General features: G+C 65.5%; 11 protein-coding genes and 1 pseudogene. 10 read left to right on the top strand and 2 right to left on the bottom strand.

Translation table 11 applies throughout. The annotated features are described in order from the left end of the window. Positions 1-225: 225 nt before the first annotated feature. A pseudogene (locus ACH4KB_RS23545) lies at positions 226-966 on the bottom strand (transposase). A gap of 1,412 nt (positions 967-2,378) precedes the next feature. Here ACH4KB_RS23545 and ACH4KB_RS23540 point away from each other — a divergent pair. Together ACH4KB_RS23540 and ACH4KB_RS23535 are read left to right on the top strand one after the other, a co-directional pair. Beyond that, positions 2,379-2,912, top strand: coding sequence for a helix-turn-helix domain-containing protein (locus tag ACH4KB_RS23540; protein WP_398067852.1), 534 nt, complete (start codon positions 2,379-2,381; stop codon positions 2,910-2,912). Positions 2,913-3,577: 665 nt separating this feature from the next. Then, positions 3,578-4,690: a cytochrome P450 gene (locus ACH4KB_RS23535; protein WP_398067851.1), complete on the top strand. Its 1,113-nt coding sequence runs from the start codon at positions 3,578-3,580 to the stop codon at positions 4,688-4,690. A gap of 57 nt (positions 4,691-4,747) precedes the next feature. On the opposite strand, the gene ACH4KB_RS23530 is transcribed toward ACH4KB_RS23535, so the two are convergent. Continuing rightward, positions 4,748-6,265 (bottom strand): amino acid adenylation domain-containing protein, encoded by a 1,518-nt coding sequence (locus ACH4KB_RS23530; protein WP_398067850.1) that lies wholly within the window; start codon positions 6,263-6,265, stop codon positions 4,748-4,750. An 861-nt stretch (positions 6,266-7,126) separates the two neighbouring features. Between ACH4KB_RS23530 and ACH4KB_RS23525 the strand changes: the two genes are divergently transcribed. The 8 genes from ACH4KB_RS23525 to ACH4KB_RS23490 all read left to right on the top strand — a co-directional run bounded on the left by ACH4KB_RS23525 (position 7,127) and on the right by ACH4KB_RS23490 (position 19,405). Next, the gene (locus ACH4KB_RS23525) at positions 7,127-8,356 is read left to right on the top strand and encodes an acetyl-CoA carboxylase biotin carboxylase subunit family protein (protein WP_398067849.1); all 1,230 of its coding nucleotides are present in this window, start codon (positions 7,127-7,129) and stop codon (positions 8,354-8,356) included. A 5-nt stretch (positions 8,357-8,361) separates the two neighbouring features. Further along, on the top strand, positions 8,362-9,471 hold the full coding sequence (locus ACH4KB_RS23520; RefSeq protein ID WP_398067848.1) for a thioesterase domain-containing protein: 1,110 nt from the start codon (positions 8,362-8,364) through the stop codon (positions 9,469-9,471). A gap of 44 nt (positions 9,472-9,515) precedes the next feature. After that, positions 9,516-10,754 carry an aminotransferase class I/II-fold pyridoxal phosphate-dependent enzyme gene (locus ACH4KB_RS23515; protein ID WP_398067847.1) on the top strand — a complete coding sequence of 413 codons (1,239 nt, stop codon included), beginning with the start codon at positions 9,516-9,518 and terminating at the stop codon, positions 10,752-10,754. Between the two features lie 42 nt (positions 10,755-10,796). Next, positions 10,797-11,930 carry an aminotransferase class V-fold PLP-dependent enzyme gene (locus ACH4KB_RS23510; protein ID WP_398067846.1) on the top strand — a complete coding sequence of 378 codons (1,134 nt, stop codon included), beginning with the start codon at positions 10,797-10,799 and terminating at the stop codon, positions 11,928-11,930. Beyond that, positions 11,927-12,772 carry a thioesterase II family protein gene (locus ACH4KB_RS23505; RefSeq protein ID WP_398067845.1) on the top strand — a complete coding sequence of 282 codons (846 nt, stop codon included), beginning with the start codon at positions 11,927-11,929 and terminating at the stop codon, positions 12,770-12,772. The genes ACH4KB_RS23510 and ACH4KB_RS23505 overlap by 4 nt, the downstream gene beginning before the upstream one ends. Beyond that, positions 12,756-12,965 carry an MbtH family protein gene (locus ACH4KB_RS23500; protein ID WP_398067844.1) on the top strand — a complete coding sequence of 70 codons (210 nt, stop codon included), beginning with the start codon at positions 12,756-12,758 and terminating at the stop codon, positions 12,963-12,965. The genes ACH4KB_RS23505 and ACH4KB_RS23500 overlap by 17 nt, the downstream gene beginning before the upstream one ends. 78 nt (positions 12,966-13,043) lie before the next feature. Next, on the top strand, positions 13,044-17,852 hold the full coding sequence (locus ACH4KB_RS23495) for an amino acid adenylation domain-containing protein (RefSeq protein WP_398067843.1): 4,809 nt from the start codon (positions 13,044-13,046) through the stop codon (positions 17,850-17,852). Beyond that, the gene (locus ACH4KB_RS23490) at positions 17,852-19,405 is read left to right on the top strand and encodes a GMC family oxidoreductase (protein WP_398067842.1); all 1,554 of its coding nucleotides are present in this window, start codon (positions 17,852-17,854) and stop codon (positions 19,403-19,405) included. Before ACH4KB_RS23495 ends, ACH4KB_RS23490 begins: the two co-directional genes overlap by 1 nt. Positions 19,406-19,411: the final 6 nt, after the last annotated feature.

The raw sequence follows: 19,411 nt of genomic DNA, 5'->3' as shown, positions 1-19,411 counted from the left end.
CGGTATCTATCAAAAGCGCGGGTTATTTGCGGGGGCCCCCCCCCTGTCTGCGGCGCCCCCCCCCCCCCCCCGCCGGGGGGGGGGGGGGGGGCGCGCCCCCCCCCCCCCCCCCGCCACAGAACGCGCCACGACTAGAAAGGCCGACCAGACCTCCGCACACTGCACGAAGAACTGTGACCGTCCCTGAACCAGAAGGGACGACCACCACCACGGTTCTAGCAGCGGCTAGCACAAAGACTTGAGTTGTCGGTGGGTGATCAGACAGCAGGCGAGTTCGAGGAGGGCTTCGTGGATTTCGGCTCGCCTCTCCCCGCGGATGTTGAGTCGGCGGAAACCCGTGGAGCCAGGAGACGGTGCGTTCGATCACCAACCGGTAGGTGCCCAGGCCGGTGCCGTGCAGGGTTCCGTGTCGGGAGATGCCGGGGACGATGCCGCGGGCGCGGACCTGGTCGCGGTAGATGGCGTGGTCGTAGCCGCGGTCGGCGAACAGCGCGTCGAACCGGCGGCGAGGGTGTTCATCTGGTCACGCACGGCCGGAACGGCCTCGAGCAGGGACAGCAGTTGAGTGACATCGTTGCGTTGCCGACGGTCAGCAGGACCTCGGGCGGGTGCCGTGGCCGTCGGTGATCACGGCGTGCTGCGACTCGGCCCGGCCCCGGTCGACCAGCGGCGAAGGGCCCGTGTGGATCCCCTTTTCGAGGACCTCGCGGAGCCGCTGCTACACGCCCGCCTCGCTCCAGCCCCGCAGCCTGCGCCAGCACACGTCATACCCGAGCCGAACCCGAACTCGTGAGGGAGGTGTTCTCACTGGATGCCGGTGTGCAGGGCATCCAGGACCGCGCACAGCACCTTCCGGTCGGGCAACGGTTTCCGCCTCGGATACCTGAACCGCTTCGGCCGCCTCGGCAGCAGCGGCTCCAGGCGATCCCACAACTCATCCGGCACGATCCGCGGCGACGCCCCCATGCCCGGCTGAACGCCCAACGCCTGACACGGATAGTAGGCCCGAACCAGCTCATTGTGTTAGGCGCTGTAAGCGCCCTCGCATCCGCTATAAGCGCCGAGCCGGCGTCCACGAGACCTTTCTCAAACTCGCCTGCTATCTCATCGCCGCTAGCACAGATCACTGTGTTAGCGGTTGCAAGATCCCGGCGTAGGCTCGCGGAGCAACCAAGCAACGCCAGTCGAACGTTGCCTATTGCGCCCTTCAATGGCGACCGTCGCATGGGCCTCGTGGAGGCTGCTTGACACACAGATGCGCTCATCAGCATCCCCAAGGGCATCCTTCAGGCCCACTGAAGCCCCTCAGGTCATCCGCTCGGTAAGGGAAAGCAGCATCCCCGGACCCACGAGCGAGCCAGATCATTAAAGGGGTAGCGAGGTGGATTGCTGTGCCCCAAGGAGCGTACGAGCAACCTCGCCCGATACTCAAAAATTGCCCATTTGTCACAAACGTTCCGCACCATCTGGCATTTGCTCACGAAACTCAGGCGGTGTCCGTTGAACAGACTCTAAACGATAGGCCCCCGACCAAAAACTCTCGTTGACAGAGTTTGTTATTGCGTAGCAATATCGGGTGGACAAGGGAGTGCCTCATCCGGGTGTTATCGCTGCCGCCGGCATGGAACTCGCCTCAGTGACGACCACCAAGGAGCCCACCCGTACACACGTCATGCAGACCGGTCAGCACCTGTCCACGGGGCACAGTTGTCAACTGTGTGACCTAGGAGGGATGTTCAGGACACTTTCCGAAGGCCCCTCGATGCCCCTAGTGTGAGTGATCCTCACGCCTGGGTCGGGCACGGACTCACTGGTAATTACCAATCGTGGGCGCATCACATCGGCGCCGTTTGCGAGAAAGGCACGGGGGGCTATTGTCTGGCAATGGTTCAGATTCGCAAATTCACAAGGTGCTGGTCGGATCCTTGTTGCCATCGGACTCGCCCCGCCTGGCAGGGCTAAATCAAGATCATATTCAAGCCCTCGCCGAGAGCGGTGCTGAGTTCGAACCGATCCTCGTGCACCAGAAAACTGGGCGTGTTGTGGATGGTATGCATCGACTACAGGCTGTGATCGCGCGTGGCGAGCGCGACATTTCAGTCCGCTATGTCGAGGGTTCGCCAGCCGAGCTATTCATCCGGTCAGTAGAGGCCAATATCAGCCATGGCTTGCCCCTGGCTGCCAAGGATCGCAGAGCGGCTGTAGTGCGTATCCTTGCCTCCCATTCGCACTGGTCGGACCGCGCCATTGCAGCAGTCGCGGGGGTGTCGCCGAAGACTGTGGGAGCAGCGCGGAAGAGGCTTTCGAGTGAGGAATTTCCTCACTCAAAACCGTCGACTGCACGCCTCGGGAGGGATGGAAGGTTACGGTCCATCGACATGACGGAGCAGCGTGAGAAAGTCCTGGCCCTGTTAGAGGAAGGGCCGAACCAGACACTGCGCGATGTCGCAGATCAAGCCGGCGTTTCTATCAGTACCGTGCACCGCATCCGACAGGGACTGTTACCTGGCACGACTGTCCCGCTCCCGGACGAACCGACCTCAGCCCCGTCGCAGGATAATGTCCGGGCCCTCGCATCGGGTACGGCCTCGGTGCCGCGGCAGGATCGCCTTACGGCGGTTCCCCATGCACCGGGCCCGCGGCCAACCGTTGCAAGGCAGGTGCGGTTTATGGAAATTCTGTCCAAAGATCCGTCGCTCCGATTCACAGACAGCGGTCGCACCTTGCTGCGCTGGCTCAACGGACACGCTCAGGATTTGGCTGTGGGTGAGCAGTTTCTGGCAGCTGTCCCGCCGCACTGCATGCGAGCGGTCGCTGAGGTAGCGAGCCAATACGCCAAAGAGTGGGAGAGGTTGGCCAGTACGCTTAAGCAGCGTCACGCCAAGGAATTCAAAGGAGCATACCCTGAGTGAACCCCCAAAGCTTCATCTAGGGCGATCGCTTAGCGGCTGAAAGCGGCCATCGGCTCGGAGCGTGCATGGCGACACAATCGCGACTGAACCGTTTGCAATGCGGGTCGATTAGCCTGTGTAATTTGAGTCCGCGATCCGGTTCGGGATCATTCGCCAAACTGTCCGCCAGCGCCAATGATCCGGTCCAACAGGCTAGTAGCTAAATCAACTTCTGGAACGAGAATGCGAGGCAATTCATCTGAACCGGCGCCACTGGCGAAATACCTGCCGAGGTCCGGCTCGTCCAGACGCGTGAATAGAGACTCGCTTATTTAATGTCAGCAAGCGCATAGGCTAGGTGAAGTGCGCCGCCTGATTCGCGATTGTCAGATATGGGCACTTGGTCGAACCAAAGTTCGGTATGGAATTTGATAAGCGGATCCTGAGGGTGTTGCGGCCGATATAGTAAATTGCGCCGATGTGGATATAAGAGAGTTGGTGGTGCGGTGCGGCTCGGAACTCGCACTTAAATGCGATTCGCGCAACTGTCGGGTCTCGAGAATGGTGAATGGTTCTCATCCGTGATTAATATATTCGACCCAGAAGTTTACAATGATGGAATCCCCTACGATGCTTACGCCAGGCTACGAGACGAGGCCCCGGTCTCCTGGCACGAGGAGCCGGAGTTGACGACCGCACCGGCCGGTCCAGGGTTCTGGGCCGTGATGAGACACGAGGACGTGCAGTATGTAAGCCGGACCCCCGAGCTGTTCTCCGCTGGGCTCGGCGGTACTCAGCTGCGTGACCCGGATCCGCAGGACCTGCCCTATCTGCGGAAAATGCTGCTCAACATGGACCCGCCCGAGCACAACAAATACCGTCGAATCGTCAGCGGCGTCTTCACTCGCTCGCACCTCGCGAAGTTCGACCAGTTCGTCGGAACCCGAATTGACGAGCTGATGGAGCCGCTGCGCGACGGTGGCACTTTCGACATTGTGACCGAGGTGACCGACGATCTGTCCTTGTCGACCCTGGCGTACGTTCTCGGAGTGCCCCCCGGCGACCGGAGATTCTTCTTCGACTGGGCCAACCGCATCATCGGATATCACGATGACGAGTTCAGTGATTCCGGGACCGTCGACCGACGCAGCCCGTCTGAACTGACAGACATGATCGAGTACGCCTCGTCGCTTGCCAACTATCGCCGCGAGCACCCGGGCGACGATTTGATCTCGCTGCTCGTCAACGCCAAGGTCGAAGGGCAGCGGCTATCGAAGGACCAGTATCAGAACTTCTTCTTTCTGCTGGCGGTGGCCGGCAACGACACAACGCGCAGCGCGCTGCCAGGCGCGCTGCTAGCACTGACTGAGCATCCGGACCAGTATGCGCTCATCAGGAAGGACCGTGCGCTGATTGACACGGCCGTTGAGGAGTGCCTGCGATACGCGCCGCCAGTGGTCCACTTCCGGCGTACCGCCACCTCCGACACCGTGCTGCGGGGCCAACCCATCCGCCGGGGCGACAAGGTAGTGGTCTTCTACCCGTCGGCGAACCGTGACAGCGCGGTGTTCGACCGGCCGGACGTCTTCGACGTTACCCGCACGAGCAGAGCGCACGTCACGTTCGGTTATGGGCCGCACATCTGCGTCGCCGCAGCGCTTGCCCGGTTGCAGATGCGGCACGTGCTGGCCAGGGTGGTTGAGTCGTTCTGTGAGATGGGCTTAGCTGGCCCGGTGGATCGGCTTAAGTCGAACTTCGTGGCGGGGATTAAGCGCCTTCCGGTCGAGCTGACAGTCTGACCGACTGGCGATCTCCAGCCTGTTCGGGAGAGCCGCACAGGCTGGAGACCCGCAGGGCTACCTTCGCGGAGCGGGAAGAGCTCGGCGGTCCAGCTTCCCGTTCGGGGTCAATGGCAGGGCGTCCAGGATAACCATGAACGGCACCATGTAGTCCGGCAGGATCTCAACCGCGTACTTGCGCAGCCCGGAGAGATCCACCGAATCTTGGTTCGCCGCGACGACATAGGCGACGAGCCGCTTGTCGCCCGGCCGGTCCTCCCGGACCACCACGGCGACCTGCCTCACCTCGGCGTGCGCGGCCAGCGCGGCCTCCACCTCGCCCAATTCGATCCGGAAACCGCGGATCTTCACTTGGTCGTCGGCTCGGCCCACGAACTCCAAATAACCCTCGTTGTTCCAGCGCACCCGGTCCCCCGTCCGGTACATCCGTTCGCCCAGCCCACCGAACGGACATGCCACAAAACTTTCCGAGGTCAGGCCCGGACGGTTTAGGTACCCGCGGGCCAGCCCCGAACCCGCTATGAACAGGTCGCCCACCACACCAGTCGGCGCAGGGCGCAGACTGTCGTCGAGCACGTGGACCCGGGCATTCGTGATGGGCCGGCCAATCGGCACCGATGGCGGCTCACCGGAGCCGTGCCCGCTGTACCAGGCAGTCGTGAACACTGTGGCTTCGGTCGGACCGTAGAGATTGATCACCTCGGCGCCGGGCAGGGCCGTGCGGATCTGACGCACCAGGTGGGCGGAGAGCGCCTCGCCGGCCAGCACGACGGTGTCTGTAGAGAGTTTCGGGCCACCGCACTGCAGCAGGGCGGAGAACGCGGATGGCACGCCACCGATGCGGCCGCCGTCCCACTTGAGGGGGTCGGCGAGCGCCAACAGATCCTCTACGACCTGGACGCATCCGCCGAACAGTAGCGGCAGGACCAACTCGGAGACCGACACGTCGAAGCTCAGGGATGTCGTCGCGAGCACGCGAGAGAGACGGCCGGTTCCGTAGCCCGTCTTCGACCATACGGCGAGGTTGGCCAAGCTCCGGTGGGAGATGACGACACCCTTGGGGGTGCCAGTGGAGCCGGATGTGTAGATCACGTAAACGGGGTGGTCGGGAAGCAGCGGACCGGTCCGGTCACCGTCGGTCGGATCCCCCTCGTCCAGCTCGGACATGACTTGCTCGACCAGGGGATCGTCGAGCAGCACCAGCTGCACCGGCATCGCGGCGGGCAGATGGCTGACTGTTCCGCCCACGGTCACTAGGCATCTTGGCCGGGCGTCGTTCAGGAGGAAACGAATCCGTTCGGATGGGTGGGCCGGGTCTACCGGCAGATACGCGGCGCCAGCCTTAGCCACAGCAAGGATCGCTACCACCATGTCGCACGATCGCGGCAGCGCCAGCCCTACTAGCTGCTCGGGGCCGATGTTCAGCCCGACCAGATACCGGGCCAGGCGGTTCGCGCGCCGATTGAGCTCCACGTATGAGAGCGACTCACCGCCCGAAACCACAGCTGAGGCATCTGGAGTCCGATACACCTGTGCCTGGAACAATTTCGGCAACGTCGCCTCGGGTGATTTCACTTCCGCTATTGGAAGTGTTGGCGATGCCATTTCTCGTGATTCCGGCTTCATGTACTACCATCACTTTCGTTAAGGGTGAGCCAGAGTGGCACAATGATCTTATCCACCAGATCCGGCCGCTAATCAAATAAAGGCGCCCTGTCTTTTTGCTCGAATTTGACGCAACTTATCCGGTTCGATGTGGAGTGCGCGATAAGACACTTAAGCGGCAGGTTCACAGTTTTCTGGCGCTGTTGGGGAAAGGGATAAAGGCGGCCAGTGGACCATAGGGCAACGCTTGAGGCCGTTCAAGGAGCGGCGAAATATGCACCTGCCAGGGCGGGCCAGTCTTGCAGCCGATGGCAGGCGGTTCCACGGCCGTCGGTTGGGGACCGGCAGTCTTGGTCGTTGGTGGCGATCCCGCTCCCAACTGCTCAGCCGAATACCACTGCCCACCCCCCGATGCCTCAGATTCGCTCTCCGCTGGCCTGGACTGGCGTCATCGCGCAAGGGTCATCCAGCGATTCGCAGCACTTCTGAACCTTCCTGCCGAGACTCTGGAACTTGAAGCCCTTCCGATGCAACAATCGGACCACCGCCATTCCTGGAACACTATCGAATTCAAATCGGGCTGCCATTAAGGACTGGCGGCCGATCGCGACAGCGTTGGAGGATAGTCCATTTCGATAGACGTGCGGTCCAATGCGGTGGCGGTCGGGGTAGTATCAGTCGATTTCGAGATTGCCTCGTTCGAATCAAACGCTCCATGCAGGATTTGAATTGCATCATGACGGCTATCTCCGGCCTGTCGTGGATCCATGCCCGACGAACCACATTGCTGGTCCGAGCTAAGGTGAGCGTATCGTGAGTCGGCTACCCATCATGCTTGTGGTTTATGACACCGGTTCTTTCACGCCCTACGAGATCTCTGCTGCGGCCGAGGATCTGTGTGAGCCTGTATTCGTTCTGCGTGGAGAGAATGTCGATCCCGCCGGGACCCGAAAGCTGCTTAAGGGGTTTGGGAAGGTCGTGGAACTTCCTTCTGTCCGGACCGGCCTCGATGTGCTCGGTGCCCTCGACCCGCAAGGGGTCATCACCTTCTGTGATCACTGCGTCGAACTGTCGGCGGCCATCGCGGCAAGGCTGGGTCTGCGCTTCCATTCCCCAGATACCGCCACGAAGCTCGCGGACAAGGCGGCACAACGGGCGGCGCTGAGGGCGGCGGGGCTGCCGTCTCCCCGGTTCGCCGAGGTAACGAGTACCGCCGGTATCGACGCGGCGCTAGCTACGGTTCCTCTGCCGGCGGTGATCAAACCAACCCGTGGTGGCGGCAGCGCTAACACCTATCGCGTCGAGGACGGCGAGCGGGCGCGAACCCTGCTGGCCGACTGCCTGGGCGCGCTCAGGTCATCGATGATCATTGAGGAGATCCTCGTCGGCGCCCCCGGAGCAGCGAGCGCCGGCTGGTCCGACATCGTCTCGGTGGAGACCCTCTTCGTCGCTGGCGAGGCGCATCATCTGGCAACCACAGGCCGCTTCCCGTTTGCACCGCCGTTCCGGGAGACCGGATCCTTTATGCCGTCGCGGTTGAGTGAGACGCGGCGAGCAGAGGCGCTCGATCTAGCGGAGGTCGCGGCCACGGCGCTTGGCGTGGTCGACGGATTCGTCCACACGGAGCTGAAGCTGACCGGGGACGGCTGGGGCATCGTCGAGGTAAACGGCCGCCTCGGAGGGTTCGTCGCATGGCTGTTGCAGCGCAGCCGGGGTGTCGAGGTCGGAACTCTAGCGCTGCGGGCCGCGCTCCGGCTGCCCGTTGATCCGCCCCCGAGTGCGGGCGTCGAGATGCGCGATGCTGCTGAAATTGCGTTCCGGCGGCTCTTGGTGCCGCCGGTTGGCGCGAAGCGGCTCGAAGAGGCGGCCGAGATCGTTGGCGTGTCCGGCAGGGGAGTGATCGACTCGGTTCACTTCCGGGCGGCGCCGGGTGATTCTGTGGACTGGACCCAGGGATACCAGGCGGCCGTAGCCATCGTCTCCGGGGCAGTACCCACCCACGATGATCTCGAGGAGGTTCTGCTGACCATCGATTCCAGGGTCCGACTCACGTTCTCGTGAGTTCCGTGGTGCTGACTGCCACCGAGATAGGGAAGTCCCGTATGTATCGCCATCGAGATCACTACGAGTTCTGTCTGGCCATCCTCTGGGAAAGGATTCTCAATATCCAGGATGTCTCGATTTATGATGGCTTCTTTGAGTTGGGCGGAGCCGAGGAATCCGCAGAGGCCATGCTGGCAGGACTGACGGACGAGTTCGGCGTCGAGGTGCCAGCAGGGTTGTTTGCCGCCGAACCGACCATCGAGGCGACAGCGGCTCTCGTCCGGGAGGGCCGAATCGCGCGGGGGGCCGCGCAGCGGCCGACCTGGGTGCCGGGGGCGGACCCTGCAGCACTCCCGCTCGTTCTGCTCCCCACAGTGGAGGGTGAGATCACCTTTCTCTACCGCATACTCTGTTCTTCAGAAATCGGTAGGCCGATGCTTGGACTTCGTTCGCAGGGACTGGACCTAGAAGACCAACCACTCACCACTGTAGATGCCATTGTCGACCGGTATATCGCGGACCTGGACGCTGCCGGGGTGGGGGAGCCGTACCTCATCTCCGGAGTTTCCTCCAGCGCCGTCATCGCATTCGCCATGGCGCAACGCCTCGAGCAATCAGGTAAGAGGGTTGCATATCTCGGACTCTTTGAACCGCCCCCAGTACACGGTTTTCAGTACGATGTGCAGGATCTCGTGGATTTCTACCTTGCAGACGTCTGCTCGATGGCCGATATCGAATATTCACGAGAGCGCCGTGAGATCTGTATTCGGAGGCTCAAGGAGCTTGGTGAATTTCCGTCCGACTACTCCACGGAGCTAGTCATGCGCATGGCGGAGGTCAACGCGTTGAACTACAGGGCGGCTGACGTGTATCAACCACGCGGCCGTTTCGGCGGGCATGCGGTGTTCTACGAGAGCCGCGAGGCCAATTGCGGCACTGAACCCGTGGGCAAGCTGGCCGACGCCACGGCCGCAGGCCGGACGTACGAGCAGTTCTGGTTGCGTCATCTTCTGCCCCAGACCCTGGTTCGTCGGCAGAACTGCGCACACCGCGGGCTGCACAACTCCAGGGAAACCCGAGTATTCATTCGCGAGGACATCGAGAACGGAATACGCGAACTCAGAGCGTTCTGAAATCGCCCCAAGCGCCTCGGCGCGGAAAATCGAGGACCTTTACTATGACAGATATCGCCGAAATTCGACGAAGCCTCGAACGGTTCCGCCGGGACGCCGAGCATGCCGAGCTGGCGGTCAATCTGGTGCCGAGCGAGAACCGGATGTCGCCGCTGGCGCGGATTCCGCTGGCTACCGACTACTACAACCGCTATTTCTTCAACTTCGGACTGGATCCCGAATACTGGCAGTTCCGGGGCGGGCAGGAGGTGGCGGAGCTCGAGGTCGGGCTGGCGGTCCGCTCCCTACGGCGGTTGGGCGCCGCGGAGCACGTCAACGTGCGACCGGTGTCCGGGATGTCGGCGATGACGATGGCGATGGCGGCCCTCGGGGGTTCCTCCGGCGGCGTCGTCGTCTCTATTGCCCAGAGTTCGGGCGGTCACCACGCCACGTGTGGCACCGCGCGGGGCCTCGGCTTCACCTCGATGACGCTGCCCGTCTCCCGGGGAGCGGTGGACGAACCGCTGCTCGCCAAGGTGCTCCAGGAACACCGGCCGGTGCTGGTCTATCTCGACCTGGCGAACGGCCGTCACGAGCTACAGGTGTCGCGGGTCAGAGAGCTCATCGACGCCTACTCGCCCCGGACCCGCCTGCACGTCGATTGCAGCCATACTCTCGGGCTGGTGCTCGGCGGTGTCCTGGACAATCCGCTCGACACCGGGGCCGACAGCATGGGTGGATCAACGCACAAGACCTTCCCCGGTCCCCACAAGGGGGTGCTGTTCACCCGGTCCGCCGAGCTGGACGACCGGCTGAACGACGTCCAGTACTCGATGCTCAGCAGCCACCACTTCGCCGAGACCCTCGCGCTGGCGTTCGCCTCCGCCGAGTTCCTGCACTTCGGCAGGGACTACGCCAAGCAGGTGATCAGCAACGCCCAGCTGCTCGGGAAGCTGCTCGCCGCGAACCGCTTCGACGTCGTGGCGGACGAGGGCGGTTTTGTCACCGCCACGCACCAGGTCTGGGTCAAGGTCGGCGATGCGGAACGGACCAATGCGCTGGCGCGGGCGCTGTACGCCCACAATGTCCGTGTCAATGTCCAGGTGGACCTGCCCCATGTACCCGGGCCGGTGTTTCGCCTAGGCCTTAACGAACTCACGTTCCTGGGGGGCCGGGAAGATGCCGTGCACGCGGTCGCTGAGGAGCTCGCTGGCGCGCGTGACGGAAGGCGGCAGGACGGAAACGGCGGCGTCAGAATCCGTGAGCGCTGCGAAGAGCCGTTCTTCTGGACCGACCTCGTCTGATCCCGGCGGACACGCCGGGATCACCCCTGCTGCGGAGGACAGATGGAATACAAGGACCTGGGCATCGGACTCGTCGTGAGCGCTCAAGGAAACGCGACACCGCTCGGCAGTTCCCCGCTCAGCGAACGCGTCGTCTCGGCGATGGCGAACGCCGCTGGCCACCACGTCGACATGGAGCAGCTGCGAAGGTCGTCCGGGACACTCTTGGCGAAGGCGGCCGGCAGCGAGGACGCCTGCCCTACGAGCGGCGCCGCTGCGGGGATCGTGATGGCCGTCGCGGCCTGCATCGCGGGCGACGACATCACCCGTGTCGAGCGGCTCCCCGACTCGACCGGCCTGCGCAACGAGGTGGTGCTGCAAAAGGGGCACGCGATCAGCTGCGGCGCGAGCATCAGCCAGATGATTGCGCTCGGCGGCGGACGGACGATCGAGGTCGGCGCCGTCAATCAGACGTTGCCCCGGCACGTCACCGGCGCGATCAACGAGCGCACCGCCGCGCTGGTGTATGTCAGCTCTACGAACCATGCGGTGCATCACGGCGGAGTTCCGCTGGAAACGCTCATCGAGATCGGGCGGGAACGGGGCGTGCCCGTGATCGTCGATGCCGCAGGCGAGGAGGACCTGCGGCACTGGGTGGCGACCGGAGCCGACCTCGTGGTGTTCAGCGGCCCGAAGATGGTCGGCGCGCCCACAACGGGATTCATTTGCGGGCGCGCTGACCTGATCGGCGCGTGCCGGGCGCAGTACGCCGGCATCGCACGCCCGATGAAGGTCGGCAAGGAGAACCTGATGGGCCTGCTCGCGGCCGTCGACGAGTACATATCGATCGACCTAGAGGAGCGCGCCGAGGAGCAGCTCCAGCGGATGTCGGCGCTCCTGCCGCGCCTGCGGCGCCTGCCCGGCATCGCCGCCCGGCTCGTCCGGGATGAGTACGGCCGCAAGCTCTGCCGAATCGCGCTGACCGTCGATCCGTCGGACGCTGGCCGCACCGCGACCACGCTCACCGAGGAGATGAAGGCCGGCGACCCGCCCGTCTATCTGGGCGACTTCCGGATACACCTTGGCGAGCTGGACATCGATCCCAGTTCCCTCGCGCCGAGCGAGGAGGAGATCGTCCTGCGCGGCCTGGAGCGGATCCTGCTTCCCACCGCCGACCGGAGGGCGGAGAGCCGGTGAGCATCTGGTTTCCCACTGCTCCGTCGGCCACCGGTGCCCCGCTGACGCTTTTCTGCTTTCCGCACGCCGGAGGGGACCTGGCGTCGTTCCGGCACTGGCAATCCGGCCTGGGCGACGGGATCGACGTAGCCCCGGTGTCGCTGCCGGGCAGGGAGCGGCGCATCTCGGAACCGTCGTTCCGGTCGGTGACTGGGCTCGCCTGGGACCTGGTGGCGCCCACCATCGCCCGGGCCGGGCGGACGGCCTTCGCGTTGCTGGGCCACAGCATGGGCGCGATCATCGCGTTCGAGCTCGCGCACAAGCTGACGGCTGCCGGCCGCCCGCCGGATCTGCTGATCGTCTCCGGGGAGGCGGCGCCGCAGCTGCCCTCGCGTGCTCCCGCCGTCGGCGGGTTGTCAGATAGTGAGTTCCTGGACGCCGTGCGCGCTCAGGGCGGAATGCCGGACGGCCTACTCGACGATCCGAGCTTCCGCGAGCTGCTGGTGGGCGTCCTGCGGGCTGACTACTGGGCTTGCGAGAACTACCGGTTTGCTCCGCAGCCCCGCCTCGACGTGCCGATGCTGGTGCTCGGCGGCGACCGCGACCCCGGCGCCTCGTTGTCCGAGCTCGCGTCATGGGGGGAGTTGTCCTCCGCGCCGACCGTAATCCGGACGTTTGAGGGAGGGCACTTCTTCGTCGTCGACCGGCTGACGGAGGTGATTGCCGTTGTTCGGTCGGCGGTGGACGAGGCGCTGGAGGAGTGGAACCAGCGGAGCGGCTCGGCGGGTGCCGTCGGCGTCGCGGCGGCACCGCCCGCCTTCGCGAAATGGTTGAAAGGACGGCGTCATGGCAAATCCGTTTGACGATGAGAAAGGGACTTTTGTCGTGCTCATCAACGGCGAGGGTCAGTACTCGCTGTGGCCGGAGGACATCCTGATTCCCGCCGGCTGGGAGACCTCGTACGGTCCGTCCGGCCGCTCGCAATGCCTCGACTTCGTCAACACGAACTGGACCGATATGCGTCCGCGTAGCCTTTCCGCCCGCGCTACGGAGTAGCCGGCACCCGCCGGTCGGAGATATATCGCGGTAGCAGCCTGTGACCGCCGTCGAAAGCCCGAAACTCGGAGGAATTGCATGGTTCCCCTGTCCTACGCCCAGCAGCGACTGTGGTTTCTCGACCAGTCGGAGGGGCCGTCCGCCACGTACAACGTCGCCCTCGCCTTCCGGGCGTCCGACCCGCTCGACCGGTCCGCCCTAGCCGAGGCGCTGGCCGACGTGGTCGAGCGACACGACGCGCTGCGTACCGTCTTCGTGCAGTCCGGCGGGGAGGTCAGACAGTCGGTGGTGCCCCTCGACGGCCGGTTACCCCTCCTCGACGAGGTGAAGACCACTGAGTCCGAACTGGATGGCGCGACCGAGGCCGAGGCCGCCCGGCCGTTCGACCTGGCGGCGGACCTGCCCGTCCGCGCGACCCTGTTCACCCTCGGCGAGGGTGAACACCGGCTGCTGCTGGTGTTCCACCACATCGCGCTGGACGCCGGGTCGCACGGCCCGCTCCTGCGCGACCTGTCCGTCGCCTACTCCGCCCGCCGCGGTGGCAAGGCGCCGTTCTTCGGGCCGGTAGCGGCGCTGTACGCGGACTACACGCAGTGGCAAAGCGAGGTGCTCGGCGATCCGGGGGACAGCAGCAGCCTCGCGGGACGCCAGCTGGAGTTCTGGCGCCAGAGCCTGGCGGGCCTGCCCGAGGAGCTTGAACTTCCCCGCGACCGGAAGCGGCCGGACAGCGCGGATCACCGCGGCGGTACGGTCGAGTTCCGGATCGGCGCCGAGACGCACGGTCGGCTCGCCGCCCTGGGCCGGTCCGCGAACGCCTCGATGTTCATGGTCGGCACGGCCGCGCTGGCGGCGTGGCTGTCCGGCCTGGGCGCCGGCACGGACATCCCGCTCGGCACCGCCTACACCGGCCGCGACGACGAAGTGCTCGAGGACCTGGTCGGGCTCTTCCTGAACACGCTGGTCCTGCGCTGCGACCTGTCCGGGGATCCGACGTTCGAGGAGCTGGTCGGCCGCATACGGGACACGTCCCTGGCGGCCTTCGACAATGGATCCGTCCCCTTCGACCTGGTGGTCGAGGGCGTCAACCCGGCGCGTTCGCCGGCCCGCAACCCGCTGTTCCAAGTGAGCTACTCCTGGCAGGAGTGGCAGGGCGAGCACGGCGGCCTGGCGCTCAAGGACACGCGGATCGAGGCGGTGCCGGTCCGGAGCGGCACAGCGAAATTCGACCTCCTGCTGGACTTCACCGAACATCGGGAAGACGACGTACCCGCCGGCATCGTCTCAGAGATCGAGTACGCCGCGAACCTCTTCGACCACGAGACGGTGCAGTCGATGGCGAGGCTGTTAGCACGCCTCTTCGACAAGCTCGCTCAGGACCCTTCTCAGCGGCTGTCAGAGATCGATCTGGTCGACGACGACGAGCGGCGACTGGTCCTGCGCACGTGGAACGAGACCACGGTGGACCTCGGCGGGAAGAGCCTGCCCGAGCTCTTCACCGACCAGGTGCGCCAGATTCCCGAGGCCGTGGCGATGGAGACCGCCGAGGAGACCCTGACCTACGCGGAGCTGAACGCACGCGCGAACCGGCTCGCCCACCTCCTGATCCGGCACGAGGCCGGACCCGAGACATGCGTGGCGGTGATCCTCCCCCGGGCGGGCGCCCTCGTCGCGATGCTCGCCCTGTTCAAGGCGGGGGCGACCTTCCTGCCGATCGACCCGGACTACCCGCGCGACCGGATCACTTACATCCTGGACGACGCCAAGCCTGCACTCACCCTCAGCACCGAACGGATCGCAGCGGAGCTAGGCCTCGACACCGCCCTCGTGCTGGACCGGACGGAGGTCGCCGCAGGCCTGGCAGGGTGCCCCGAGACGGACCCGGGCGCCGCCGACCTGACGGGCCCGCTCAGTCTGGAAACCCCGGCGTACATCATCTACACCTCCGGATCGACCGGCCGACCCAAGGGCTGCGTGATCACGACCCGAGTGCTGACCAACCTGATCCAGTGGCAGATCAACTTGGTGTCCGCCCGTCCCGGCACTCGGGTGTCGCAGTTCGGTGCGGTCAGCTTCGACGCCTTCGAGCAGGAGATCCTGAGCGCGCTCTTCGCCGGCCAGACGGTCGTCGTGCCCTCGGAGGACGTGCGGCGGATGCCCGCCGACCTCGTAGCCTGGCTCGAACGTAAGGAGATCAACGAGTTCTACGCGCCCGACATGGTCGTGCGGTCGGTGATCGAGGAGGCCATCGCCCAGGGGCTGCGGTTGAACCGGCTGGAGACCCTGATGCAGGGTGGCGAACCCTTCCAGCTGACCAGCCAGGTGCGCGAGTTCCTGATGGAGCGCCCAGCTGTCAGGGTCCACAATCATTACGGGCCGTCCGAAACCCATGTGATCACCGGAATCACGCTGCAGGGCGATCCCCAAACGTGGCCCACCGTGGCACCCATCGGCCGGCCGATCTGGAACTGCCAGACCTACGTCCTCGACACGAAACTGCGCCCCGTCCCGGTCGGTGTCGTCGGCGAGCTCTATCTCGGCGGTGCTGGCCTGGGCCGCAGCTACCTCCGGCGGCCCGGCCTGACCGCGGAGCGTTTCGTGGCGAATCCGTTCGGGGCCCCCGGCGAGCGGATGTACCGCACTGGCGACCTGGTGCGGTGGAACCATAAGGGCGAACTGGTGTTCATCGGACGCATCGACGACCAGTTCAAGATCCGCGGCGTCCGGGTGGAGCTGAGCGAGATCAACGAGGTGTTGCGACTGCACCCGCACGTCGCCCAAGCGGCCACGGGGGTCCGGGAGTACGCCCTAGGGGACAAGCGGCTCATCTCCTACATCGTTCCCGTCGCGCCGCACCGGCCAGACCCGCTCGAACTGCGTCGGCACGTCGCGTCGCTGCTGCCGGCGGCCGTCGTACCCGCGGCCTTTGTCGCCCTCGAGTTCCTACCGCTCAACTCCAACGGCAAGCTCGACCGGTCCAACCTTCCCGAGCCCGACTTCGCGGCACAGTCCGCGCCAGACAGCCGCGAGCCGCGTAACCCGCGCGAGGTTAAGCTGTGCGAGGTCTTCGGCGAGGTGCTCGGCGTCGACCGGGTGGGTATCGACGACAGCTTCTTCGACCTGGGCGGCCATTCGCTGATGGCGGCCCGCTTGGTGAATCTGGTGCGCCCCCTGCTGGGGGATGAGATCGGAATCCGGACGCTCTTCGAGAATCCGACCGTGGCTGGCCTGGTTGCCGTGGCGGACGCCGTAGACGAGCCGGCCGTCGTGGCGCCGGTGGTCAAGCGGACCCGCCCCCCGCTGGCGCCTGCGGCCCGGCCGGAGCGCCTCCCGCTGTCCTTCGCACAGCAGCGGCTCTGGTTTGTCGATCAGCTTGAGGGGCCGAGCTCGCAGTACAACGTTCCCCTGCTGGCGCTACGGGTGACCGGCCGACTGAACACGGACGCGCTCGCTGACGCGCTCACCGACGTCGTGGCCCGGCACGAGAGTCTGCGTACCGTCTTTCCGAACGTCGACGGCAAGCCGTACCAGAAGATCATTCCGGCGGATCGGGTCGCCGTGCCCGTGGGGTGCTCCCCGGTACGGCCCGATAAGCTAGACGAGCGGTTGCTGAGCGTCTGTGAGCACGAATTCGAGCTGGCGACGGAGCTGCTGCTGCGGGCCGAGGTTTTGTCGTTATCGCCGGAGGAGCACGTCTTCGTGCTCGTCACGCACCACATCGTGGCGGACGGCGGGTCCATCGCCCCGCTGTCCCGGGATCTCGCTCTCGCCTACACAGCGCGGCTTGCCGGTGCGGCGCCGGACTTCGCTCCGCTGCCCGTGCAGTACGGCGACTACACGTTGTGGCAGCGGGCGACGCTCGGGCGTCCGGACGATCCCGTCGCCCTCACGGCGATCCAGTCGTCGGCGTGGCGGGCGGCGCTCGCCGGCATTCCCGACGAACCTGTCCTGCCTTCGCTCCGCCCCCGGCCGGCCGTGGCGAGTCCACGGGGCGCGATGGTGGACTTCACCGTCGACGGGGTGACCTGTGCGCGGATGCGGTCCCTGGCCCGGGCCGAGGGCGTGACGCTATTCATGCTGCTTCAGGCCGGTCTGGCGGCGGTCCTGACCCGGCTGGGGGCGGGTACGGACATCGTGCTGGGCACGCCGGTCGCCGGGCGTTCGGACGCCCTCCTGGACGATGCGGTCGGCCTCTTCGTCAACACGCTGGCGCTGCGGACGGACACCTCCGGCGACCCGACGTTCCGGGAACTCCTGGACCGGGTCAGGGTGGCCGACCTACACGCCTTCCAGCACCAGGATCTGCCGTTCGACAGGGTCGTGGAGGCGGTCCGGCCGAAGCGGAGCCAGGCTCACCATCCCCTCTTCCAGATCCTGATGGCACTGCAGACCTCGGGCCCGCTCCTCGAGCTGCCGGGTGTCGAGGTGCGAGAGTTCGGCATTGGCCGAAGCTCCACCACGAAGTTCGACCTGGACATTGGGTTCACCGAGAGGCCGGAGACAGAGTCGCTATCGGGCGTCGTCCACTACTCGACGGACCTCTTCGACCGCAGCACGGTCGAAGGCCTCACCGAACACCTGCTGGCCTTCCTGGCCGCCGCCACGGCGGATCCGGGAGCGCGGCTCAGCGCCATGGATGCCCCCGTCGCCGCTAGGGACTCCTTGGAGACGGCGCTGTGTGCGTCCTTCGCCGAACTGCTCGGCGTCGAGACCGTCTCAGTCGACGATGACTTCTTCGACCGCGGCGGGCACTCGCTGCTCGCCGCGGAGCTGGTCGGGAGGCTCCGTTCCGAGTACCGGGTCGACTTCAAGCTCCGGGATTTCCTCGCCACTCCCACCGTGGCCCGGGTCCACGAGGTTCTCTCCCGCCGGTCCGACAGGGGCGTGTAATGGCCATCGACCCCGCATCGCATTTCGACCACATAGTCGTGGGCGGCGGTTCGTCCGGTGCGGTCGTCGCTGCCCGGCTGGCGGAATGGACCGACCGCCGCGTCCTGCTCGTCGAGGCGGGGCCGGACTACTACGGACGCGAACTGCCCGCCGATCTCGCGGACGGCCGTACGCCCGCACTGAGCTCACACGACTGGGGAATCTCCGCGCAGGGCGCCGGAGGGCGGTGGATGTGGCTGCCCCGCGGGAGAGTCGTCGGCGGCTGTTCTGCCATCAACGCGTGCATCGCGTTGCGGCCAGAACCAAACGACTTCGACGACTGGCCGTCCGGCCGGACCGATTGGTCCTGGGATGCCGTTCTCGACGCGTTCGTCGCGCTGGAGAACGATGCCGACCATGGCGGCCGGCACCACGGCAGCAAGGGGCCGTTGCCGCTCGCTCGTATACCGACCGAGCGGATGACTCCGCTTTCACGCGCGTTCCTCGGGGCGTGCGCGCGGGCCGGTTTCGGCAGCGTCGAGGATCAGAACGAACCGGGCAGCACCGGCGCCGGCCCGCTCCCGCTGAACATCGACTCCGACCTGCGCCGGGTCTCGACCGCGACCGCCTTCCTCGATCCGCTGCGGCACCACGGCAACCTCACGGTGCTGGCGGATACCCTTGTGGACTCGGTTCTGTTCTCCGGCGCGCGGGCGGTCGGCGTTCGGGTCGTCGGGGGCGGAGCCCGGCGGGACCTCTACGCAGACGAGGTGACGATCGCGGCCGGGGCCTTCGGCACCCCGGCGATCCTGTTGCGCTCCGGCATAGGCGGGGCACGGGACTTGGCCGAACACTGCATCGACGTGGTCGCCGACCTTCCCTTTGTCGGGCAGAACCTGGCGGACCACGCCCAGGTTCCCCTCATCTGCGCACCGTTGCCGGGGGCCGTCGACAGCTCCGCACCGTGCGCCGAGGTCGTCCTGCGCTACACCGCCTCGGGCTCTACCGTGGCGAACGACATGCAGATCTGCCTCCTCAATCATGTGGAGATGGCCAAGTATGCGCCGCACCTCGCTGCGGGGGTTGCCAGCAGCCACGCCTTCGTGATCACCGCGAACCTGATGCGGGCGGAGTCGCGCGGCACGGTACGGCTGGCCAGCCGGGACCCCCAACAGCCGCCGGTAGTGGACCTCGATCACACCGCCGAGGAGTCCGATCGGATCCGACTCCGCGAGGGGCTGCGGCTCGCCCAGCGCATCACGACCGACGAGGGGCTGCGCCACTTCGCTAAGGGCATGCTGAACGTCGCGGACCTGTCGTTCGAGGACAACGCGAGCGTGGACCGCTATGTGTCGCGCGAGGTACAGACCGCACACCACCCGAGCGGGACCGCAGCGATGTCGTCGAACGCGGAGACTGGCGTCGTGGACAGCGAATGCCGGGTGTTTGGCACGGAGGGTCTCCGCGTCGCGGACGCGTCGATCATTCCGGCTTCCGTACGGGCGAACACGAATCTGACATGCATCATGATCGGCGAGCGCCTGGCCAATCTGCTAGCCCAAGACTGTCGATAGGGGAGT

The sequence above is a fragment of the Streptomyces sp. NPDC017520 genome (genome assembly GCF_044329855.1).
Taxonomy (GTDB): domain Bacteria; phylum Actinomycetota; class Actinomycetes; order Streptomycetales; family Streptomycetaceae; genus Streptomyces.
The sequence above is the reverse complement of the archived record's forward strand: the minus strand, read 5'-3'. Positions and strand labels throughout refer to the sequence as shown.